At 39.2% G+C, this 22827-nt stretch carries 28 protein-coding genes; 15 read left to right on the top strand and 13 right to left on the bottom strand.

The window, feature by feature from the left end; all coding sequences use genetic code 11:
• Nucleotides 1–3 precede the first annotated feature (3 nt).
• From PX700_RS14195 to PX700_RS14160, 8 genes are all read right to left on the bottom strand, one after another.
• On the bottom strand, nucleotides 4–699 hold the full coding sequence (locus PX700_RS14195; protein ID WP_479521046.1) for a hypothetical protein: 696 nt from the start codon (nucleotides 697–699) through the stop codon (nucleotides 4–6).
• Between the two features lie 376 nt (nucleotides 700–1075).
• Nucleotides 1076–2335, bottom strand: a complete 1260-nt coding sequence (gene murA / locus PX700_RS14190; protein WP_479521045.1) for a UDP-N-acetylglucosamine 1-carboxyvinyltransferase — start codon at nucleotides 2333–2335, stop codon at nucleotides 1076–1078.
• Between the two features lie 13 nt (nucleotides 2336–2348).
• The gene (locus PX700_RS14185; RefSeq protein WP_002957953.1) at nucleotides 2349–2606 is read right to left on the bottom strand and encodes a BolA family protein; all 258 of its coding nucleotides are present in this window, start codon (nucleotides 2604–2606) and stop codon (nucleotides 2349–2351) included.
• Between the two features lie 5 nt (nucleotides 2607–2611).
• Nucleotides 2612–2905: an STAS domain-containing protein gene (locus tag PX700_RS14180; RefSeq protein WP_415636726.1), complete on the bottom strand. Its 294-nt coding sequence runs from the start codon at nucleotides 2903–2905 to the stop codon at nucleotides 2612–2614.
• Nucleotides 2898–3578 (bottom strand): MlaC/ttg2D family ABC transporter substrate-binding protein, encoded by a 681-nt coding sequence (locus tag PX700_RS14175; RefSeq protein WP_479521044.1) that lies wholly within the window; start codon nucleotides 3576–3578, stop codon nucleotides 2898–2900. Before PX700_RS14175 ends, PX700_RS14180 begins: the two co-directional genes overlap by 8 nt.
• Nucleotides 3579–3583: 5 nt before the next feature.
• Complete coding sequence (gene mlaD, locus PX700_RS14170) at nucleotides 3584–4132, bottom strand: outer membrane lipid asymmetry maintenance protein MlaD (protein ID WP_197179463.1); 549 nt, start codon at nucleotides 4130–4132, stop codon at nucleotides 3584–3586.
• 13 nt (nucleotides 4133–4145) lie between these two features.
• Complete coding sequence (gene mlaE / locus PX700_RS14165) at nucleotides 4146–4925, bottom strand: lipid asymmetry maintenance ABC transporter permease subunit MlaE (protein WP_002957949.1); 780 nt, start codon at nucleotides 4923–4925, stop codon at nucleotides 4146–4148.
• A complete protein-coding gene (locus PX700_RS14160; RefSeq protein ID WP_182702878.1) occupies nucleotides 4925–5740 on the bottom strand; it encodes an ATP-binding cassette domain-containing protein in 816 nt (271 codons plus the stop codon). Before PX700_RS14160 ends, mlaE begins: the two co-directional genes overlap by 1 nt.
• Nucleotides 5741–5995: 255 nt before the next feature.
• Between PX700_RS14160 and PX700_RS14155 the strand changes: the two genes are divergently transcribed.
• The 13 genes from PX700_RS14155 to PX700_RS14095 all read left to right on the top strand — a co-directional run bounded on the left by PX700_RS14155 (nucleotide 5996) and on the right by PX700_RS14095 (nucleotide 15918).
• Nucleotides 5996–6964: a calcium/sodium antiporter gene (locus tag PX700_RS14155; RefSeq protein WP_479521043.1), complete on the top strand. Its 969-nt coding sequence runs from the start codon at nucleotides 5996–5998 to the stop codon at nucleotides 6962–6964.
• A 3-nt stretch (nucleotides 6965–6967) separates the two neighbouring features.
• Entirely contained in the window at nucleotides 6968–7939 is a 972-nt protein-coding gene (locus tag PX700_RS14150; RefSeq protein WP_479521042.1) for a KpsF/GutQ family sugar-phosphate isomerase, read from the top strand.
• Nucleotides 7940–8491, top strand: a complete 552-nt coding sequence (gene kdsC, locus PX700_RS14145) for a 3-deoxy-manno-octulosonate-8-phosphatase KdsC (RefSeq protein ID WP_479521041.1) — start codon at nucleotides 7940–7942, stop codon at nucleotides 8489–8491.
• Entirely contained in the window at nucleotides 8488–9042 is a 555-nt protein-coding gene (lptC, locus tag PX700_RS14140) for an LPS export ABC transporter periplasmic protein LptC (protein ID WP_479521040.1), read from the top strand. The genes kdsC and lptC overlap by 4 nt, the downstream gene beginning before the upstream one ends.
• Nucleotides 9032–9577 (top strand): lipopolysaccharide transport periplasmic protein LptA, encoded by a 546-nt coding sequence (gene lptA, locus PX700_RS14135; protein WP_479521039.1) that lies wholly within the window; start codon nucleotides 9032–9034, stop codon nucleotides 9575–9577. The genes lptC and lptA overlap by 11 nt, the downstream gene beginning before the upstream one ends.
• Nucleotides 9574–10299, top strand: coding sequence for an LPS export ABC transporter ATP-binding protein (lptB, locus tag PX700_RS14130; protein ID WP_007580304.1), 726 nt, complete (start codon nucleotides 9574–9576; stop codon nucleotides 10297–10299). Before lptA ends, lptB begins: the two co-directional genes overlap by 4 nt.
• A 69-nt stretch (nucleotides 10300–10368) precedes the next feature.
• Nucleotides 10369–11868: an RNA polymerase factor sigma-54 gene (locus tag PX700_RS14125; protein WP_165739998.1), complete on the top strand. Its 1500-nt coding sequence runs from the start codon at nucleotides 10369–10371 to the stop codon at nucleotides 11866–11868.
• A gap of 26 nt (nucleotides 11869–11894) precedes the next feature.
• A complete protein-coding gene (hpf, locus tag PX700_RS14120; protein WP_415636794.1) occupies nucleotides 11895–12182 on the top strand; it encodes a ribosome hibernation promoting factor in 288 nt (95 codons plus the stop codon).
• 4 nt (nucleotides 12183–12186) lie between these two features.
• Complete coding sequence (gene ptsN, locus PX700_RS14115; protein ID WP_415636795.1) at nucleotides 12187–12639, top strand: PTS IIA-like nitrogen regulatory protein PtsN; 453 nt, start codon at nucleotides 12187–12189, stop codon at nucleotides 12637–12639.
• A gap of 19 nt (nucleotides 12640–12658) precedes the next feature.
• A complete protein-coding gene (rapZ, locus tag PX700_RS14110; protein ID WP_166419375.1) occupies nucleotides 12659–13504 on the top strand; it encodes an RNase adapter RapZ in 846 nt (281 codons plus the stop codon).
• 42 nt (nucleotides 13505–13546) lie between these two features.
• Complete coding sequence (locus tag PX700_RS14105; protein ID WP_002957937.1) at nucleotides 13547–13819, top strand: HPr family phosphocarrier protein; 273 nt, start codon at nucleotides 13547–13549, stop codon at nucleotides 13817–13819.
• A gap of 132 nt (nucleotides 13820–13951) precedes the next feature.
• Nucleotides 13952–15310: a magnesium transporter gene (gene mgtE / locus PX700_RS14100; protein ID WP_415636734.1), complete on the top strand. Its 1359-nt coding sequence runs from the start codon at nucleotides 13952–13954 to the stop codon at nucleotides 15308–15310.
• Nucleotides 15311–15366: 56 nt separating this feature from the next.
• Nucleotides 15367–15918, top strand: coding sequence for a protein disulfide oxidoreductase (locus PX700_RS14095; protein ID WP_479521038.1), 552 nt, complete (start codon nucleotides 15367–15369; stop codon nucleotides 15916–15918).
• A 125-nt stretch (nucleotides 15919–16043) separates the two neighbouring features.
• Here the strand turns inward: PX700_RS14095 and PX700_RS14090 are convergent, their stop codons facing one another.
• On the bottom strand, nucleotides 16044–18221 hold the full coding sequence (locus tag PX700_RS14090; protein WP_007580292.1) for a YgiQ family radical SAM protein: 2178 nt from the start codon (nucleotides 18219–18221) through the stop codon (nucleotides 16044–16046).
• 442 nt (nucleotides 18222–18663) lie between these two features.
• On the opposite strand from PX700_RS14090, the gene PX700_RS14085 reads away from it, so the two are divergent.
• Both PX700_RS14085 and PX700_RS14080 read left to right on the top strand, forming a co-directional pair.
• A complete protein-coding gene (locus PX700_RS14085) occupies nucleotides 18664–19245 on the top strand; it encodes an SRPBCC family protein (protein WP_479521037.1) in 582 nt (193 codons plus the stop codon).
• On the top strand, nucleotides 19214–20101 hold the full coding sequence (locus PX700_RS14080) for a TIGR03899 family protein (protein ID WP_479521036.1): 888 nt from the start codon (nucleotides 19214–19216) through the stop codon (nucleotides 20099–20101). Before PX700_RS14085 ends, PX700_RS14080 begins: the two co-directional genes overlap by 32 nt.
• A gap of 33 nt (nucleotides 20102–20134) precedes the next feature.
• Here PX700_RS14080 and PX700_RS14075 read toward each other — a convergent pair whose 3' ends face one another.
• The 4 genes from PX700_RS14075 to PX700_RS14060 all read right to left on the bottom strand — a co-directional run bounded on the left by PX700_RS14075 (nucleotide 20135) and on the right by PX700_RS14060 (nucleotide 22819).
• On the bottom strand, nucleotides 20135–20905 hold the full coding sequence (locus tag PX700_RS14075; RefSeq protein WP_415636738.1) for a TIGR04219 family outer membrane beta-barrel protein: 771 nt from the start codon (nucleotides 20903–20905) through the stop codon (nucleotides 20135–20137).
• A gap of 3 nt (nucleotides 20906–20908) precedes the next feature.
• Nucleotides 20909–21895: a DUF2333 family protein gene (locus PX700_RS14070; RefSeq protein ID WP_415636739.1), complete on the bottom strand. Its 987-nt coding sequence runs from the start codon at nucleotides 21893–21895 to the stop codon at nucleotides 20909–20911.
• Nucleotides 21896–21903: 8 nt separating this feature from the next.
• The gene (locus tag PX700_RS14065) at nucleotides 21904–22413 is read right to left on the bottom strand and encodes a copper chaperone PCu(A)C (protein ID WP_415636796.1); all 510 of its coding nucleotides are present in this window, start codon (nucleotides 22411–22413) and stop codon (nucleotides 21904–21906) included.
• A 79-nt stretch (nucleotides 22414–22492) separates the two neighbouring features.
• Nucleotides 22493–22819 carry a hypothetical protein gene (locus PX700_RS14060; RefSeq protein ID WP_415636740.1) on the bottom strand — a complete coding sequence of 109 codons (327 nt, stop codon included), beginning with the start codon at nucleotides 22817–22819 and terminating at the stop codon, nucleotides 22493–22495.
• Nucleotides 22820–22827 lie beyond the last annotated feature (8 nt).

Raw genomic sequence — 22827 nt, 5'->3', positions numbered from 1 at the left:
AGTTTAATTACTTAAAGCTGACGTTGGTTGGCTAAGCTGTTTACGATTTACAAAATAACTAACAACGATAGTAAACAATGTTGAGCAAACCGCTGCGGCTGCATATACCTGCCAAATAACAAAATTAAGCTTAAGCGCTAAGGCAATAACTGCAAAAAATACACAGCCACCTAGTGAACCAATAATACCGCCATTAAGAATTTTAAACGTTGAGGCTTGTTTGTCACTAAAGTGAGCAACACTGCCCATAACCGCTAAAATAACCGGGAAGGTAGATATTAACCAGCTCCAAGCAGACCCTATATGTTGTGATATAAACGTAACAAGCACAATAAAACTTGTTACTAATAACATTTTTACCGGCAGCTCCCAGCGAGCATTTAATGGTTTTGCATCAACTGATATATTTAGCTTTGTAGAGATAACAGTTAAAACGAGTAAAATACATAGCGACACAACACTCGCCACAATAATATCCACAGGCAAAAATAAAGTAATAACGCTAAATACACACCAAATGCTTAACGCTGTAAAAAGCGACTTAAACACACCAAATCGTCGTGATACAACCAAGTAACTAAAACAAAATAAACCTATACCACTCATGCCATAAAGAGAAGCAACCGCTGAGTTAGCAGCAAATAGCTTACCTTGCTCCAGCGCTATAAAATAAGATATTGGCCCCGAGGTAATAGGCAATCCAGGGATAATCCCACTAACAAAACTGCCAAAGCGTTTTTGGGAAAATGTTATTAGTAAAATAAGCAAAGGTGCGATTGTGAGTTTAAGCAGCATAAATAACAATAAAGTATGAGAATTGAAATAGAGTTTACGTGGCTATACATGCATTGTAGAGTGAATAAAAATCACTCATATAGTGTAATTTTCTTCGTTTATAAATGTTAGCCGATTATTCAGCATATTATTACGCTTATTAGTCCTAAATATGTAAACACTTATTAGAACTATATAAGACACAAATAAGGCGTAGTTAAAAACTACGCCTTATTCTTTTGCTAAAGTTGTTAATTAAGTTAAACCGCTCGAAACATAAAACCCCGAGCTAAACTCACTATTAACTACTTCTACGCTTAATGTTTGCACCAAGTGCACTTAGTTTATCTTCAATGCGCTGATAACCTCTATCAACGTGATAAATACGATCAACAACCGTTTCACCTTGTGCCACTATACCCGTCAAAATTAAGCTAGCTGAAGCGCGCAGATCGGTTGCCATCACTTGCGCACCCGTTAAACTTTCAGTCTCACCACAAATTGCGGTATGCCCTTCTAAACGAATATTAGCGCCCATACGCTGTAACTCTGGCACATGCATAAAACGGTTTTCAAAAATCGTTTCTGTAATAGTCGCACTACCATTTGCTACTACATTTAATGCTGTAAATTGAGCTTGCATATCGGTAGGAAAACCTGGGTGTGGGGCTGTTTTAATATTCACGGCTCTAAGTTCTCGGCCACGCATATCAAGATAAATACTGTCGTTATGTACTTCTAGCTGTGCATTCGTAGCACGTAGCTTTTCAATTACAGGCTCAAGAGAATGAAAGTCAGTGTTTTTACAAAGTACTTCACCGCCTGCCATTGCTGCTGCGACTAAAAATGTACCTGTTTCTATTCTATCAGGTAAAATGCTGTGCTCACAACCAGCTAAACGCTCAACGCCTTCAACTTCAATGCGACTTGTACCTGCACCTGTAATTTTAGCGCCCATAGCAATTAAGCAATTAGCTAAATCGATTATTTCAGGTTCACGTGCAGCATTGTCTAGTATGGTTTTGCCATCAGCGAGGGCTGCTGCCATCAATAGGTTTTCGGTAGCGCCTACGCTTACCATTTCCATAAAGATTTCAGCGCCTTTTAAGCGACCGTTTACCTTGGCATTAATATAACCATTTTCAACGTTAATTACCGCGCCCATGCGCTCCAAACCCTGAATATGAATATCAACCGGGCGAGCACCAATAGCACACCCACCAGGTAAAGACACTTGAGCTTCACCAAAACGTGCAACTAAAGGACCCAACGCAAGCACTGAGGCACGCATTTGCTTTACTAAGTCGTATGGCGCTAGTGTTTTATCAACCGTTGAACCATCAATGATTAATGTATCACCATGCCAATTAACATCTGCACCTAACGTTTTTAATAAGGCTTCAGTAGTCACTATGTCGCGAAGACGCGGTACATTAGTAAATATACTTTTACCATCAGCTAACAGTGAAGCAAATAAAATAGGAAGTGCAGCATTTTTAGCGCCTGAAATAGTCACCTCACCAGCAAGTGAAGTACCACCTTGAATTACAAATTGATCCATTAGGAGGCCCTATTTATTGCGGTAAAATAAATTTTTGTTCGCGCTTCCACTCTACAGGAGTAAATGCACGAATAGATACTGCGTGAATTGTGCCATCTGAAATTGTATTCATTAATGGACCATAAACTAGCTGCTGCTTTTTAACTCGGCTTAAACCGTCAAAGCATTCACCTACTGCAACAACTTCATAATGGCTACCATTGGCTTTTACATGTACTTCAGCTAATTGAAGTTCTTCGCGTAATAATGTTTCGACTTGGCTAGTTTCCATAACTCTCACTCAAATAGGGTTGTAACCTGGCCTAATTGCATTAAATTTTGCAATTGCTCAGGTAGGTTTTGCAACTCAAGGCGAATGCCTTGCTGCTTTAATTCTGCAAAAGAGTGAATTAACCAAGCTAAGCCCGCTGTGTCAACCCTAGATACCTTACTTAGGTCAAAATAGATGGTTTTATGCTTAGTTAATAACTTGTTGTTCAGAAGCTGTTCATCGCCAATTGAATTTCGAGTAAGCTCACCGTTTACTCGAAAATGTTGTCCATCAACTTGGCTTATTGCCAATTTAGTCATTCGAGTTACTGCCTCTAAACTGAACTGGTAGCTGACTCTTTTGCTCTAAAAGGTTACTTACATTATCAATACCTTGCTGACGCAAAATACCTTGTAGCTCACTTTGTTTTGCATCTAGTAAACTAATACCTTCAGCAATCATATCGTACGCGCGCCACTCACCACTTCGGTTTTCACGTACTTTAAAATCTATTTTTATATCTGGTTTGCCGCCTTCGATAATTTTAGTTTTAACGACAACGACATCTTTACCTTTAAATGCTTGTTCTGCACCAAACTCAACTTTTTGGTTTGTATATTGAGTAAACACACCTGCATAAGTAGCAACTAAATACTCTCTAAATACACCAATAAAACGCTGGATTTCTTTAATTGCTTTGGCTTTTTCAGCTTCGTCGGTAATGGCACGTACTTTAGATACTTCACTACCTAGTACGCGAAGTGCTGCATATTTGTAGTCGATATAAGGCATTAATTCTTCTTCAACGATTACGCGAAGATGCTCTTGATCTTTAACAATTAATGGCTGATCTTTTTTAATACGTGCAAATGTATTATCGGCAACTTGGCGTACCATTTTGTTCGGATCCACCAGTTTAACATCTGCTGCACTTACGCTTTGAGTTAGCGTCATTGTGCCTATTGCTACAATAGCTAAAAACTTTTTCAACATAATAATTACTCACTACCTTGGTTGAATAAAAACTGCCCGATTAATTCTTCAAGTACAATGGCAGACTTAGTATCAGTGATTGAATCGCCATCACCTAGTGCTTTACTTTCTACACCAAATAAATCGTCAATTGCTTCATCTTGCTTATTTTCAGTCACTGTTTCGCCTAAACAACGCTGTTTGGCAGAGTCTGGTGAAATAACTGGATGAATGCCTAAATATTGTTCACCTAGTATACCCGATGTTAAAATAGAGATTGAACTTGTGTCTGAAAAACGACATAAGTACTGCGCATCAATAGTCATATTAACCACGGGTAAAAACTCTTGTGGGTGAACATAAATAGAGTCAACACGACCAATAACTACACCACCTACTTTTACAGGTGCACGTGCTTTTAACGAGCCGATGTTTTCAAACTTGGCATTAAGCGTATATGTTTCGCCAGAGCCACTAATACCTGAATTGGCAACTTTAAGTGCAAGCATCGCAAACGCTAAAATGCCAAGTGCTACAAAAAAACCAACTAAAATTTCTAATTTCCGTGAATTCATTATCTATACCCTATTAGCTGGTAAACATTACCGCTGTCAAAATAAAGTCAAAACCTAAAACTGCTAGTGACGAATGAACAACCGTTTCGGTGGTTGCTTTGCTGATCCCTTCCGAGGTCGGCACACAGTCGTATCCTTTATAAAGCGCAATCCAGGTCACCACTATGGCAAATACAAAACTCTTAATAATACCGTTTAGTATGTCTTGCTGAAACGACACTTGTGATTGCATGATTGACCAAAAGCTACCTGTATCAACTCCCAACCAATCTACACCTACTAAGTGAGCGCCTATGATTGCTACGGCTGAAAATATTAAGGCAAGCAATGGCATGCTTATAAAACCTGCCCAAAAGCGCGGTGCAATAATACGTTTTAGCGGATCGATTGCCATCATCTCAAGTGATGAAAGTTGCTCTGTTGCTTTCATTAAGCCAATTTCGGCTGTTAATGCGCTACCTGCGCGCCCTGCAAATAGTAATGCAGTAACAACCGGGCCCAGCTCTCGCAATAAACTCAGTGCCACTAACGGCCCTAAACTATCCTCAGCGCCATAACCAACTAATACGGTGTAACCTTGCAGAGCCAATACCATGCCGATAAACAAACCCGACACCATAATAATGAGTAACGATTGCGAACCGACCATATAAAGTTGGCGAACAAGTAATGGTGTGCCTTTTTTAAAATTAGGAACATGCGCTAGCGCACTAAACAGCATATAAGCCGAACGGCCAAGAGCCGCAAAACGTCCTAGCGTTTTATGCCCCAGCTTTTGAAATAAATCCAACATTATGCTTTTTCTCCAAGCAGTTCATCTGCATAAGCTTGAGCCGGAAAATGAAATGGTACTGGACCATCCGACAAGCCTTTTAAAAACTGTTGAACTAAAGGAGATTCATGATTGCGCATTTCGTCAGGAGTACCGCAACCAATTACCCCTTGATCGGCGATAATTATAACGTGATCGGCAATACTCATTACCTCTGTTACATCGTGTGTCACAATTAAAGACGATAAACCCAATACTTCGTTAAGCGACTTAATTAACTTAACCAATACCCCCATCGAAATAGGGTCTTGTCCTGCAAATGGTTCATCGTACATGATTAGCTCAGGATCAAGCGCTATAGAGCGCGCAAGTGCAGCACGTCTTGCCATACCGCCAGACAACTCAGAGGGCATTAAATCTTTAGCGCCACGTAGCCCAACCGCTTGCAATTTCATTAATACAACTAATCGAATAAGGTCTTCACTTAGCTTTGTGTGCTCTCTTATAGGAAATGCAATATTGTCAAATACCGACATATCAGTAAACAGCGCACCACTTTGAAAAAGCATGCTCATTTTAGTACGTGCTTCGTATAACTCTTTACGAGACATTTTAGGAATGCTGCCACCTTCAAATAAAATATCACCTGAATCGGGTTTAAGCTGACCACCAATTAAACGCAACATAGTGGTTTTGCCAATTCCGCTTGGCCCCATAATCGCAGTAATTTTACCTTTAGGAACGCTAAAACTCATATTTTTATATATGGTTCTATTGCCTCTCGAAAAGCTAACATCCTTGACTTCTACTATTGATTGCGACAAGTCGCTCTCCATAAAAATGTTCACTAGTGCACCTATTTTAAAGCTTTTTTGTCAAAGATGGAAAAAACAATTCGTAAGATTTTGTAATACACCCATTAAAAGGATTATAAGACTCGCTCAAAACAGCTTAATCTCGGCTTAAATTTTTAAATTAGCTGTTTAAAAGCAGCATTGTTACGTAGTTGACCTTACTCTTTTATTTATACTTTCATCTTGGCTTTTGTTACTATTCGCGCCATCCGTATTTTGTATAACTGGCTTAACACAATGGTTACCTCGTTTGTTATTTTAATTCTTGGTTTTGCAGCTCTTGTTTGGAGTGCAGACAGGTTTGTTTATGGCGCTGCGGCTCTTGCTAAAAACTTTGGTGTACCTACACTTATTGTTGGCTTGACCGTTGTAGCAATGGGTTCTTCAGCACCCGAAATGATGGTTTCGGCCTCTGCTGCACTGGCTAACAAAACAGACACAGCCGTTGGTAATGCTGTTGGCTCTAATATTACAAACATTTTACTTGTGTTAGGTATCACAGCTTTATTTCGCCCTCTTTCAGTTTCATCTAGTACGTTAAAGCGCGAAATGCCATTGGTACTGCTGGTATCGCTTGCAACTTGGTATGTATTTTCAGATAACTACTTTTCATTTAATGAAGGTGTTGCGCTTTTAGTTGGCTTTATTGTATTCATCGGTGGGCTAATTATTGTATCTATGCGTGCGAAAAACCAAGATGATCCATTTGTGTCAGAAGCCTGCGACGACGTACCTAGCAATGTACCTACAAAAAAAGCCGTATTTTGGTTAGTAGTCGGCATGATACTCCTACCTGTCAGTTCTCATTTTTTAATTGGATCGGCTGTCGATATTGCTAAATACTTCGGCTTAAGCGACCTAGTAATTGGTTTAACAATTATTGCCATTGGTACTAGCTTGCCAGAACTTGCCGCTTCTATTGCGGGTGTACTTAAAAATGAAGATGATTTAGCACTAGGTAATATTGTTGGCTCAAACATATTTAATATTTTAGCCGTACTGCCACTGGCTGGTATTATCAACCCTTCTGCAATTGACCCGTCATTAGTAAGTCGAGATGTATTAATTATGATTGGTGCAACACTTGCCCTAATTATTATGTCATTGAACTTTAGAGGCACCCAACGTATCAACAGAGTAGAAGGCGGCTTATTGCTAATAGCGTTTTTGGGCTACCAAGGGTATATTTTTAGTCAAGTAGGGTAAGTAATGGCAACGCTAAATTTTATTGAACAAGGCCTTCGCGTTTTAGATGTTGAACGCCAAGCACTTAGTGATATTGCACAATATGTAGATGAGAATTTTCATAACGCATGCCAATTAATGTACGACTGTGAAGGCCGTATTATTGTCATTGGTATGGGTAAATCAGGTCATATTGGCAATAAAATAGCGGCAACCCTTGCAAGTACAGGTAGCCCCGCCTTTTTTGTACACCCTGGTGAAGCAAGTCATGGTGATTTAGGTATGATCACTAAAAATGACGTGGTTATGCTTATTTCTAATTCAGGTGAGACCAGCGAAGTTTTAAATATCATTCCGGTTTTAAAACGACTTGGTGCCAAAATGATATCGATGACTGGCAATACGCAATCAACTATGGCGACCCTTGCTAATGTACATGTGTGTATTAAAGTAGAAAAAGAAGCCTGTTCATTGGGTCTAGCTCCTACATCCAGTACCACTGCAACGCTTGCGATGGGCGATGCCATGGCAGTTGCATTATTAGAAGCTCGCGGGTTTACTGCTGATGACTTCGCGCTATCTCACCCAGGTGGTAGTTTAGGCAAGCGCTTATTACTTACTTTAAAAGATGTTATGCACAGCGGCGCAAATACACCTATTATTGATGTTTCACAAACAGTTAAAGACGCCCTTATTGAAATGTCTGCTAAAGGTTTAGGTATGACAGCCATTGTTGATGAAAATCAGCAGCTCGTGGGATTATTTACCGATGGCGATTTGCGTCGTATTTTAGAGCAAAGAATTGATATTCATACAACACAAATAGATGTTGTTATGACTAAGTCATGTACTACGGCTACGCAAGATATTTTAGCCGCTGAAGCGCTTAATATTATGGAACACAAACGTATAAATGGCTTAATCGTCGTCAATGAGCTAAATCAGCCTATTGGCGCACTAAATATGCAAGACCTATTAAAGGCAGGAGTGTTATAAATGCAATTTGAAGAACTCTATCAACCGCTGAGCGATGATGCAAAAGCACGCGCTAAAAAAGTAAAGCTACTTATATGCGATATTGATGGTGTATTTTCTGATGGCCGTATTTATCTTGGCAATCAAGGTGAAGAGCTAAAAGCATTTAATACAAAAGATGGTTTTGGCATTAAAGCGCTTATAAACAGTGGCTTTGAAGTGGCTGTAATTACTGGTCGTCATTCAAAAATAGTGCAACAACGTATGAGCAGCTTAACCGTACAGCATATTTATCAAGGCCAAGAAAATAAGCTCGTTGCCTATCAAGAGCTAAAAGATAAACTTAACCTTAGCGATGAACAAATTGCTTATATTGGTGATGATGGCCCTGACATGCCCGTTATGGAATTAGTCGGCTTTGCTATTGCAGTAAATGATGCTCATCCGCTTATAAAGCGTTTATCACACTATGTAACGCAAATGCCTGGCGGCTTTGGCGCAGTAAGAGAGCTTACCGACTTGCTCATGCTTGAAAATGGTAAAGCATTGACTACACAAGGCACTAGTTCATGAATGCAGCGCGCATAATATTAAGCGTTTTATTCATTAGCTGTATGGTTTGGCTTTGGTACCCTTATTTTACACAAACTAATGTTGCACCTCAGGCTGAGTCTGAAGTTATTGCAAAACCTGACTACATAGCTATTGAACTCAAACAAACAGCCTATGACGAGCAAGGTAAAATTAGCCACAAAGTCACTGCGGCTAAAATGGAGCTATATCAGCAATTAGGTTTTACATTTTTCGAAAAACCTATTTTTACTTTATATAACGAAAAGCAAACGTGGCAAATAAATGCAGACGAAGCAACATTATACGAAGACAAGCAATTAATTTTAGAAGGCAATGTGGTTGCCAAAAACTTAACCGATAACGCCATGATAGACAAAATCAATGCTGATAATATTCAGGTAGATATAAAGCTATTAACAATGCGTTCGGAGCAACCCGTTATCATCACTGGACCCAATTTAAAAATCACTGGTAAAGGCCTAGAAGCCGACTTAAAAACCGAAGTGATAAAACTAATTAACCATACGCGAACCATATATTATGACCAATAAAATATTAAAATCACTTATTATTCCTACACTTATACTAGCGTTTAATAGTAATGCTGCAGAACAAAACTCGCTATCTGCTGCAAATCAAATTTCAATAAGCGCCGATAAGCAAGAAGGCCAATTAAAAGCTAACGTGGGTATTTTTGAGAAAAACGTTGAGATTATTCACGGTAATCGCCGAATTACAGCAGACCGCCTCGAAGTACATAAGCGCGATGAACTTGGTGATAACCAGCAACTATTAATTGCCACGGGTAGCCCTGCTCGCTTTGAAGAGAAGCAATCAGATGGCACAACTATGAGCGCCAGTGCAGACGAAGTTCGTTACGATGTATCTAAACGTTTTTTAACGCTCGTTGGTAATGCAGAAGTATCGCAAGCAGGACAAAAAATTAATGCCAAAAGTATTACCTACGATATAGAACAACAGCTAATCAGTGCCGAAAAAGATGAAAACTCAACTGACCGCGTTCACACGATTTTAGTGCCTATCGAAACTAAAAAAAGCAAAAAAGACGATAAAGGTCAGCCATGAGTACATTAAAAGCAGAACTATTAGCAAAGAGCTATAAAGGTCGTGAAGTTGTCAAAAACGTCGGCCTTGAAGTCAAAGCAGGCAGTATTGTTGGTTTACTTGGTCCTAACGGCGCAGGTAAAACCACCACGTTTTATATGATTGTGGGACTTGTACCTAGCGACAAAGGTAAAATTTCTATCGATGATAACGATATTACTCTTTTACCTATGCATAGTCGTGCTAGATTAGGCATTGGCTACTTACCACAAGAGTCTTCAATTTTTAGAAAACTGACTGTTTATCAAAACTTAATGGCAATTTTAGAAACACGCAAAGAGTTAAATAAGCAAGCCCGAGAAGACACGCTCGATAAATTATTAGATGAATTTAGCATACAACACATTCGTGATAGCCAAGGTATGGCATTGTCGGGTGGCGAACGTCGCCGCGTGGAAATAGCACGTGCGCTGGCAGCCGATCCTAAATTTATATTATTGGATGAACCATTTGCAGGTGTTGACCCGATTTCGGTATTAGATATAAAGAAAATAATAGAACATCTCAAAAATCGTGGGATTGGTGTATTAATTACCGATCATAACGTAAGAGAAACCCTTGATGTTTGTGAAAAAGCCTACATTGTTTCTCATGGGGAGCTGATTGCATCAGGTACTCCAGAACACGTATTAAATGATAAAACAGTACGCGATGTTTACTTAGGCGAGCAATTTAGGCTGTAACATTTACGCCATGTCTTTAAGCATCTGCTAGTATTAATTATAACAACATAAAAGGATTGTTAGAGATACATGAGGCAATCACTACAGCTGCGCATGGGCCAGCAACTTACAATGACTCCACAGCTGCAACAAGCTATTCGTTTGTTGCAACTCAGTACATTGGATCTCCAGCAAGAAATACAAGAAGCTCTCGACAGCAACCCGCTATTAGAGGTTGAAGAACCAGACTATTCCGAAGACGCTGCTGGTAAAAACGAGCAAAAAGCAGATACCGATGACATAACTGTTAGCGCATCGGCCGACGATGCTCCAAGCGAATACGAACAAGATAGTGGTGAAGCACTTGCAAAAGACACGCTAAGTGACGACATGGCTATGGATGTTAGCTGGGATGAGTACATGAGTGCTGCTCCTGCAGCATCATCAGGTCCAATGCCTGAAGACGAGTCAATCTACCAAGGCGCCTCAACAGAGACGCTCCACGAGTACTTAATGTGGCAGTTACAATTAACGCCATTTAGTCCTACCGATGAAGCTATTGCTATTGCTATCGTAGAAGCCGTTGATGATTCAGGTATTTTAACACTAAGCTGCGAAGAGATTTTAGAAAGCTTTAATCAAGAAAACGAAGAAGATAACGAAGTTGAACTTGATGAAATTGAAGCTGTATTAAAGCGCATCCAACTGTTTGATCCTGTAGGTATTGCTGCACGTAGTTTACAAGAGTGTTTATGTATTCAGCTTAACCAGTTTGATAAAGAAACACCTTACATTAATGAAACTAAAATGATTTTAACCGAGCATATTGATTTATTAGCTGCTCGTGACTATCGTACATTAATGAAGAAGACTAAGCTCAAAGAAGAAGAGCTTAAAGAAGTAATGACATTAATACATACTCTTAGCCCTAAGCCTGCAGATACTATTGTAAGAGAAGAGTCTGAGTATGTTATTCCTGATGTGTCAGTTAAAAAAATTAAAGGCCGCTGGGTTGTTGAATTAAACCCAGATAGCATGCCTAAAATTCGTGTTAATAGCCAATATGCGGCAATGTCTCGCACTGTAAAATCAAGTGGTGATAGCCAGTTTATTCGCTCACATTTACAAGAAGCTAAATGGTTTATTAAAAGCTTAGAAAGTAGAAATGACACACTATTAAAAGTAACTAATTGTATTGTTAAGCAGCAACAAGGCTTTTTTGAACACGGCCCTGAGGCTATGAAACCGATGGTTTTAAATGATGTTGCTGAAATGGTAGAAATGCACGAATCAACAATTTCGCGCGTAACAACTCAAAAATATATGCACACACCTCGTGGCATATTTGAGCTTAAATACTTTTTCTCAAGCCATGTAAGCACCGAAAATGGGGGTGAATGTTCTTCTACAGCAATACGTGCGCTCATCAGAAAATTAATCGCAGCAGAAAACTCAGCAAAACCATTGAGTGATAGTAAAATAGCGGATATATTGGCTGAGCAAGGAATTAAAGTAGCGAGACGTACAATCGCAAAATATCGCGAATCTCTGGCTATTCCACCGTCAAATCAACGTAAAAGTTTGATTTAAGACGCTAAACTAAGAGGGTAATGCTTATGCAACTAAACTTAACTGGTCGTCACGTAGAATTAACCGATTCGCTAAGGGACTACATTAGTACTAAATTTGCGAAGCTAGAAAGACACTCTGATCATATTAATAATGTTCATGTCATTCTTGATGTAGAAAAACTAAACCAAAAAGCAGAAGCGACAATACATGTAAGTGGCGCCGAACTCTTTGCCTCTACAGAACATCAAGATATGTATGCTGCCATTGACTCGTTGATCGACAAGCTAGATCGCCAAGTAATTAAACACAAAGAGAAGCTTGCTCGACACTAATATGATGAAATTAAGCTCACTTATATGCCAGGACTGCAGCAAAGCTGCGGTCCTTTTTAATAGCAAAAAAAGAATTTTAGAGTTTATTAGCGAACTTGCTCATGACAAACTTCCCTACCTACCGCAACAAGACATTCTTAATGCTTTAATGAGCAGAGAGAAGTTAGGTAGTACAGGTATAGGGCGTGGTATTGCGATTCCTCATGGAAGAATGAGCGGTGCAGAAGAGCCTTTGGCTTTAGTGCTCGTTAGCGAAACGCCAATTAATTTTGATGCTATAGATAACCGCCCTGTTGATATTTTCGTCGCACTCATCGTACCAGATGGAGATAACCAGCAGCACTTAAAGACTCTAGCTACCATTGCTGATAGACTCAATAACAAAGATTTTTGTAAGCAGTTACGCTGTGCAAAATCAGATGCTGAACTTTACCAAGTTATTGTTGATCAATCGTAGTTTTATTAAAGGGTGATAAATGGAATTAATTATCATAAGCGGCCGTTCTGGTTCTGGGAAATCGGTTGCTTTACGCGTTGTAGAAGATTTAGGTTATTATTGCGTAGATAATATTCCAGTAAACCTACTGCCTTCATTAGTGCGCAGTGTATCTGATAGCTACGATAGAATTGCTGTCAGCATTGACGTTCGAAACATTCCTAAAGAGCAGGAAGAATTTAACGATATTCTTGAATACCTACCTGATTTTGCAAAACCTACATTATTTTATTTAGACAGCGACGATCAAACATTGATCAAACGCTTTTCTGAAACACGCAGATTACACCCATTATCAATAGATTCACTGCCTCTGGATTTAGCCATCAAAAAAGAAAAAGAATTACTTGATGTATTAATCACCCGCGCCGACTTTATGATAGACACAACTGATTTAAGCGTTCATCAACTCGCTGAATCTATTCGTGAAAAGATTTTAGGTAAAAAAGATAAGCAACTTATTGTCACATTTGAATCGTTTGGTTTTAAACACGGTATCCCAAAAGAAGCAGACTATGTATTTGATGCACGCTTTTTACCAAACCCTCATTGGGAGCCTGAATTAAAACCTTTAAATGGGTTAGATCAACCCGTTAAAGATTATTTGGCTAGTCATAGCATTGTGCAAAAATTCACATGGCAAATTCAAACATTTGTACAAACATGGTTGCCGCATTTAGAGAGAAATAACCGCAGTTATTTGACCATTGCCATTGGGTGTACGGGCGGGCAACATCGCTCTGTGTATTTAGCGCAAACGATTGGTGAAAGTTTTGCAATGACACATCCCAATGTAAAAATTCGCCATCGCGAACAAGAAAAATAATATAGCTGAATAATCACCTGTTCAGCTTAGGTAGAGTAACTTATGCATTGTGAAGATACTTTTTTAATAAAAAACAAATTAGGATTGCACGCCAGAGCAGCCACAGTGCTTGCCCAATTGGCAGTGCAGTTTGATGCGACAATTACATTATTTCAAGATGACAAAGAAGCCGCAGGCGATAGCGTACTTGCACTCATGTTACTTGAAAGTAGCCAAGGAAAAGAAGTAAAAGTTGTATGTAAAGGCCCCGATTCTGAGCAAGCTTTACATGCTGTTGGAGAATTAATAGCACAACGCTTTAATGAACAAGAGTAATCTGTTTTATAAAAACAACACTCGCATTACTAATGCCTCAACTAAAACAGATATATAAAATAAATATGGTTAGTGACGCCAGTTAACTCACCTCTCCCCATAAAGTAATATAAAAATTTATAAAGGACGCCAATGCCTGAAGCTTTTGAACAAGATTACCCACTACAACAACTAAAGCAGGTGACTAAGTCACTTAATAGTGGTCAATTTGTTCAAGTTAGGCGCATGCTCGCAAAAACAGCTCCTTGTGATACCGCACTACTATTAGAATCATCACCGCATAAAATTCGCCGACTACTTTGGCAATTGGTTGATCCCGACGTACAAGGTGATGTTCTTGAAGAACTATCAGAAGATGTACGTTTAGGCATTATTGCCCAAATGGAACCTAAGCACATTGCAGCCGCAACCGAAGATATGGGCCACGATGACTTAGGTGAAGTATTACGTAGTCTGCCAGACACCGTTTATAAAGACGTTGTTAGCGCGATGGACATTCAAGACCGTGAACGTGCAACACAAGCGCTTTCGTATCAAGAGCGTTCTGCTGGCGCGCTAATGAACACCGATACGGTGACCATTCGCCCTGATGTTACGCTTGATGTTGTACTTAGGTATATTAGGTTACGCGGCGAGTTGCCAGAAGGTACCGATGACCTGTACGTTGTTGATAAGCATAACTGCTTTATAGGCGCTTTATCACTCAGTACATTATTAACTAATCCGCCAGAAAAAATTGTTCGCGATTTAATGGATGAAGATTGTGAGTCTATCCCAATCTCAATGGATGAAAGTGAAGTAGCTCAATTATTTGAGCGTCATAATTGGATATCGGCCCCCGTCGTTGATGATAACGATCAGCTCCTTGGTCGTGTCACTATCGATGACATCGTTGACGTAATCCGAGAAGATGCTGAACATAGTTTATTAGGCTTAGCCGGTCTTGATGATGAAGAAGATACTTTTGCCCCCGTACTAAAAAGCTCTAAAAAACGCTCAGTTTGGTTAGGTGTCAACTTACTAACTGCACTTGCAGCTGCTTTTGTAGCTAGCTTTTTTGAAGGTACTTTAGATGTGCTCCCTATTTTGGCTGTACTTAACGGTATTGTCCCTTCTATGGGTGGTGTTGCAGGTAGCCAATCGCTAACGCTTGTTATACGTGGTATTGCAGTAGGTCATATAAATCAAACAAACCAACGCTTCTTGATGATGAAAGAGCTTGCCATTGGCGCGCTAAACGGCATTTTGTGGTCGCTGTTAATTGCAGGTGTTATTGCCCTATGGCAATGGGACTTTATGCTTGGTGGTGTACTCGCCTTCGCTATGTTTATGAACTTAGTTGTTGCAGGTGTAGCTGGTGCAAGTATTCCAATAATTCTTAAAAGAATGAATATAGATCCTGCACTTGCTGGTAGCGTAGTACTGACTACAGTGACAGACATTGTAGGTATATTCGCCTTTTTAGGTACTGCTACCTGGTTGCTGGTTTAAATTAGAAACCTTTGTAAATAACTAAAGTAAAAAACACTTAGGGTAAAGCTGTAACTATGACAACGGATATCAAAAATAAAAAAGACACACCTAAAAAAACACCAAAACAAAAAGGCCTATCAATATTAAAAAGTGTATTGGTATATGGCTCTATATTTTTCGTTATTTACACTGCAGTTAATTGGTGGCGACAACCTGTGATGCCAGCTAATCCGCAATTGCAATTAACAGATTATAAAGGGCGAAATATTGACTTAGCCGCAATGAGCCAAGATAAACCAACACTTGTCTATTTTTGGGGAACTTGGTGTCCTATATGTAGCGTGACATCTCCTGCAATAAATGAACTCTCCGCAGAAAAAAATTATCCCGTAGTCACCATCGCAATAAAGTCAGATTCAGCTCAAGAACTACATAATTATTTAAATGAGCATGGCTACAGCTTTACCACTGTAAACGATCAACATGGTGAGATATTTGCCGATTGGCAAGGGCAAGTCACGCCATCTTATATAATCTTAAAAGATAATAAAATGACGCAAGGGCTGACAGGTATTCAGCCGTTATGGTCACTTAAATTGCGTTTGTGGTTATCATCAACGTTTTAAGAAAAACTAAGTATTAGATATTAAAAAACGACGTCTTAAAGTAGACATTTATTGGCTATATTAATTATAGCCAATAAATACAGGGGTTCACTTAGTTTGCGATCTTACAACTGTAGAGCAAACTACTAACGTGTACTTTGACGATTACCGCCTACTTTTGGTTTAGTGTTTGCCTTTTTAAATTGGCTAAAACCAGTATGCCTGGTTAGTGCCGGACGTCCGCCTTTACTGCCACCTTTACCTGCTTTTTCATCACGCCCTTCCTCAGGCACTAAACAGTTAGGCCCTTTACCAATTAAATTGGCTTTACCCATTTTACGTAGAGCTTCACGTATCATCGGCCAACCTGCTGCATCATGGTAGCGTAAAATAGCTTTATGTAATCGACGCTGGCGAGCACCTTTAGGTACTGGAACAACTTCGGTATTATTTTTAATATTACGTAAAGAGTTCATTTCTGTGTGGTAAATAGTCGTCGCATTAGCCATAGGTGACGGGTAAAAATTTTGTACCTGATCAAGCTTAAAGTCGTTTGATTTAAGCCATAAAGCCATATTTACCATGTCTTCATCTTTTGTCCCTGGATGAGCCGAGATAAAGTAAGGAATTAAATACTGCTTTTTACCGGCTTCTTTAGAGTACTTATCAAATAATTCTTTAAATTGATCGTACGCGCCCATACCTGGTTTCATCATTTTTGATAATGGACCGTCCTCTGTATGCTCTGGCGCTATTTTTAAGTAGCCGCCCACATGATGGGTTACTAATTCTTTAACGTAACGCGGGTCGCGTACAGCTAAGTCGTAACGTACACCAGAAGCAATCAATACCTTTTTAATACCTTTAACTTCACGTGCTTTTTTATATAAATCTATTGTTGGCGTGTGGTCGGTATCCATGTGCTTACAAATCTCAGGATACACACATGATAAACGTCTACAGGTACTTTCTGCCTTTTTACTCGTACAACGCAGTTTATACATATTCGCTGTTGGACCACCTAAATCAGAAATAACACCAGTAAAGCCCGGCACTTTATCTCTGATCTGTTCAATTTCTTCAATAATTGATTCTTGCGAACGGCTTTGAATAATACGCCCTTCATGCTCCGTAATTGAGCAAAACGAACAACCACCAAAACAACCGCGCATAATATTAACTGACGTTTTAATCATGTCATAAGCAGGAATTTTAGAGTCGCCGTAACTTGGGTGAGGAATACGCTGATACGGTAAACCAAACACAGCATCCATCTCATGTGTTTCTAATGGGTATGCTGGCGGGTTTACCCAAATAGATCGATCGCCGTGTCGCTGAAACAGCGCTCTTGCACAACCAGGGTTTGTTTCTTGATGTAGAATACGTGAAGCATGGGCGTATAAAGGTTTGTTAACACTTACTTGCTCATAAGCAGGTAACTTAACATAGGTTTTTTCCCACGGCTTAGGACGCGCAGGCTGAACCATAATTGGTTTTGCAGCTTCTGCCTTTAAATCTATACCCGCTTGTTTAAACTCTGATTTACTACAACCAACATCATCAGCGCCGTATGGATTTGGAATAGGATCAATTTTACCAATTTTATCAATAGCGGTAGAGTCGCTACCACGCCAACCCGGTAAAGGCTCCTTTCGAATAACAGCTGTGCCGCGAATATCTTGAATAGTGTCCATTGTTTCACCCGCGGCAATGCGGTGTGCAACTTCAACTAACGGGCGCTCTGCGTTACCGTAAATTAAAATATCAGCTTTTGCATCAAACAAAATACTACGACGTACTTTTTCTTGCCAATAGTCGTAATGAGCTATACGACGAAGACTCGCTTCAATACCACCAATAACAATTGGGATACCTTTGTATGCTTCACGGCATTTTTGCGAGTAAATCATTACGGCGCGATCTGGGCGTTTACCGCCTACGTTATCTGGCGTGTAAGCATCATCGTGGCGCATACGCTTTTCAGCTGTATAGCGGTTAATCATCGAATCCATGTTACCGGCTGTTACACCAAAAAATAAATTTGGCCTGCCGAGTTCCATAAATGCGTCTTTAGAATCCCATGCAGGCTGGGCAATAATACCCACTCTAAAGCCCTGCGCTTCAAGTACACGGCCAATTACCGCCATACCAAAACTTGGATGATCAACGTACGCGTCGCCACTAATTATTATTATGTCGCAGCTATCCCAGCCAAGTGCATCCATTTCTTCACGTGTAGTTGGTAAAAATGGCGCGGTGCCATAGCATTCAGCCCAGTATTTAGGGTATGAAAATAAGGCGCGCTTAGCTTTGAGAGTGCTCATAATTGTGGCCGTAGAATAACAAAAGGCGCGAATTATACCCTACTAAATTGTTTATATATACAAAGTAGTCAAAGCATATTGCGCCTTAAATCTAAATCGTTCATTATCTTGAATAATAAAAATAGCCTTTGTTAAGCGTTTATTTATAAGTTCGATTTTTAAAATAAGTATGCATACATAAAACACTCTCCACTTCCCCACATTTTTCATCAATTTTACTGATTCTATGCTTCAACACCTTATTAGTTCATTTTTCAAAACCAAGAAATATAGAATAAAAATTTTAAACAAGTGCATTTATTTCATAGCTTTATTAAAAATACGGCTCTAACGGGATTCATGTAACTAAGTAACTATTAATTATTTTTGGTTTATAATCTGAATCATACTATAGTCAGTTAGTAAATATTTGTTGTATCACAACTCAAAAAAATATAAAGGTGTGCTTATTAAACTATTAAAAATATTAATTAAATGCTTACTGTTATTACTATTAGTACTCGTACTGATAGGACTAATACTTCCTCAAAGTTATAGTGTAAATAAAACAGTAGAAATCAATGCCAATATTGAAATAGTAAAGCCACTAGTCACCGACTTTAATCAATGGCAAAAATGGTCTCCATGGGGGAAAGTCGACCCCAGCATACGCTTTACTTTAGGTGAACCAAGCTCTGGCGTTGGTGCTCATCAGTCATGGACAGGTAAATGGGGGTATGGAGAAATGATTATAACCTCAGTAAGTCAAAATAAGGTCAGCTTTAACATACTTTTAAATGCTGAACATATTATCAGAGGAACATTTAATTTTAGTGAGCAAAACGGTATTGTTACTTTAATATGTAATATTGAAGGCCAAACTACAGCGCCTTTAATATCAGGCTACACCGCAATTTTGAGCGAGTATGTACTGAGTAATACAGTGTCCCTGGGATTAAATAACCTTCAAACCGCTGCACAACTCATTGATCCACAAAGGATAATATACAGTCATGACAGTCAAAACAGCACAAGCGAGAATTAACCTTGCCAACATTATTGAATCCTTACTTGGTTATCCTATAACTAAAGTAGGAAGTAACGGCGTGCTACCTACTAACGAGCAAAGTTACGATATTAAAGGTCAAATTAAACCGCTTTATCATATAAACAGTGAGAACTCTATTTTAGCTCGCGCCCAAAAGCGCCAAGATTTATTACTAATAAAACAACAACAAAATATAGAGTCAATTTTAGCAATGGCTATGGGGTTTTGCCCTGATGTAGCAAGCAGTAAGCAACCTGATGTTGATTGGGTAGAGCATTTTATAGCGCTGTGTGAAGATACTTCAAATGAGTCAATGCAAACTTTATGGGCTAAAATTTTAACGGGAGAAACGCTTAACCCGGGGACGTTTTCAATTAAAAGCCTGCAAACGTTAAAGCATATGACACAGCGAGAAGCAGACTCTTTACAAAAGTGTGTTTCGCTTTCAGGTTACAACGAAAAAGACGACAGTCACTTTATTTTACTCGGCTTTTATAAAAAACCATCTTTGTTCGATTTACTACGAAAAGGCAATAAAGTATCTCTAAATTTAGGAAAAACAGGCATTAGCTTTCCTGATATTTTAACGCTCATGGATCTTAATTTACTGTATAGAAAAGAGATTGAATCTGCAGTACTTAAAGCGGGACAAGAGCTTACGCTTTCATTTTTATCACAAAAAGTAACATTAAAAGCAAAAAGTAGCGATTTGGTATTAAGCTATTACAAATTTACTCAAACAGGTGATGAACTATCTAAACTCATTAATTTCCCTGTCAATAAGGTCTATAAGCAGTTGATTAATAATGCGTTGGAGGGAGAATTTGATTTAGCGTGGCACGCTATAAAATAATATGCCACGCTTTTTTTAATTAGAAGGTACTAATTAAAAATGAACCTGAAGACCCACAAATGGACCCGATGCATCAATATCAGTAGTAATATCATCTACATCATCAAGTTCTAATATCATAGAACGGTAACCTGCTTTAACAGCAACATCTACCGCTAGATTATCAATAAGTTCATACGCTACGCCTACTTGATAATCTTGTACTTTGCTATCGTCAATAGCCAAAAAGCTACCTTCAAAAAATACACTTAAACCAGTAAATGGTAAGCCCGCTTCGGCACGGCCATACGCAAGAGGCACAAAACCAGAGAAATCTTTGGTTTCGGTGAAGTCAGTGCCACCTTGTTGCGAAGTACCATTTACAACAATATCACCATCAAATTGTTTAACGTTTAAACCTAAGTCAATCGAGATTAGATCGTTATCAAAAATTTCGTAGTAAAAGATATAATCAATATGCGTTAAATCACTAACTGTATTTACAGTAGATCCCACAACATAATCAGAGCCATTAAAGCTAAATGTATCTGTAAGCTGTGCAGAACCATTTAGCTCAAGCTCTGTATACTTTAGTTTAATGTTTGGAACTAGTGGCACTGGGTGCTCAAGTGCCGCGTAGTAACTTACAAAAGTCTCATCTTCAAAATCAAAATCTTGAGATGATTTATCTTTATAAGAAAATTGACCATCGTTATCTGACTTCCACCCATCAACACCTACGTATAAACCTAGTAGGGTGTCAGCTTGCGCTGCGGGTGCTAAACATGCCATTGTAAGGGCTGCTGCTAAACAATACTTTTTCATTTTTTATCCTTGAGCTAATAGCTCGCTAAGTTCGATTAAAGCCGCATTGGCTCTAGAAATATAATTTGCCATAACTAAAGAATGGTTAGCCACATAGCCAAAACCATTCCCGTTTAAAATAAGTGGGCTCCACACTGTTTCTTGGGTTGCCTCAAGCTCACGTATAATTTGCTGAACACTTACACGTGCATTTTTCTTTTCAAGCACATCATTAAAGTCATACTCTATCGCTTGTAAAAAGTGCAGTAACGCCCAAGTAGCACCACGCGACTCGTAAAATACATCGTCAATTTCTAACCACGGTGTTCTTACTTGCTGCTGCAGTGGCGCAAGAGTTGCTTGTTTATTAGATGAATTACCCGCTAAATCGGTATTCACTTTTTCCTGGCCTACACTGGCACTTAAACGCTGGCTTAAGCTACCCAAACGTTTTTCAGCTTCTTTAAGCCAACTACGTAAGTTATCTGCTCGTGCGTAAAACTGGCTATCGCGTTCATGCTCATTGGCAATTTGTGCACGGTATACCATTAAATAATCAATACCTTTTTGGTACTCACCTTCAGCACTTGGCCACGCCCATGCTTCAGAGCTTATATTAAACTGTGGCTGCGCCTTTTTAAGTGCTTCATGCTCAGTTGATTGTGATTGTGAACGGCTAAAATCTTTTCGCATTGAAAGCGATAAATCACGTACCATTTCTAGCGCGCCATATTCCCACGCCGGCATATCATCCATAATAATACTTGGTGGTATTACATCATTTGATAAGTAGCCACCAGGTTTATCTAGTAAGGTATTTGCTACTGTAATTAACGTAGAAGTAGTTACATAACCCGTAACTATTTTTTCATTACGAAGCTGCGCTTGCTCTTTGGCGTTTGCAACAACATCAAAACGTGAAGGCTCAGTGCTCCAGTAAACAGCAATTGCGTAAAATATGATAAGCAGTAAAACAACTATTCCTGCTATTTTTCCTTTATGTTGCGACATGTGTACTCCTAGTGATGAGCGTGTTGAGTAGATGGTTTTGACTGCGTAGCTTGCGCTTCAAGCGACACGACTTGAGCATTAGTAAACAAGCGATTACCGTCACTAAAATATAGCGTGAGTTTACGTTCTTGCCCTACTTTTAATGGCTCTTGTGGTTCAAATACCATTAAATGATAGCCGCCAGGTTGAAAACTGACACTTTCGTGTGCTTTAATTTCAACCGATTCAACTTGTTGCATTTTCATCATGCCGTCTACATGTGAATGCTCGTGTATTTCGACACGTCCTAAGCCATCAATAGTTGCCTTAGTTAAAGTTGCTGCGGCTCCACTGTGATTTATTAGCGTTAAATAGCCTACAGTAGAAGTACTTGCAGGTAAAAACTCTCTAATTTGCGCGTTAGTTACTTCGAGCACAGCCACATCAGAACCATGATCGTGCCCTGAGTGCGCCGCCAACGATGACGAAAAAAAACTAAATAGTAATGCAGAAGCCATCGAAAAACATAGTTTCGTCATCATTCTTATCCTTATGAAAACTGTAAATTACAGGCTAAATTTAACATAGTTAACCTATAATAGTCAGTCAAATTAAGGATTAAGAGGCTACTTTTTTGTTATCGGCCACAAGCCAGCACAACACTGCAACAAATAGTAACGGCCATGCAATCATTATAGATCCAAATAAAAGCGCTAAAACAGTCCCTGCTAATGCCACCACACCCGCACCAACTAATCCCATAGTAATTAAAGCCACTACAGCCACTACAGCAACAATTGCGGCCAAAGCACCTACAAGCTCGAGCCCAGCCCAACTAATATCAGCAATCCATAACGGCAACTGCCAAGAATCAATATGCATAAACGCTATTAAATCAGTAAACAGTAATAAATAGATAAATACACATACTGCCAAAGCTTTCATAGTAATTC

This window comes from Pseudoalteromonas sp. TP27 (assembly GCF_056470645.1).
This window is presented reverse-complemented; position numbering and strand designations above follow the sequence as displayed.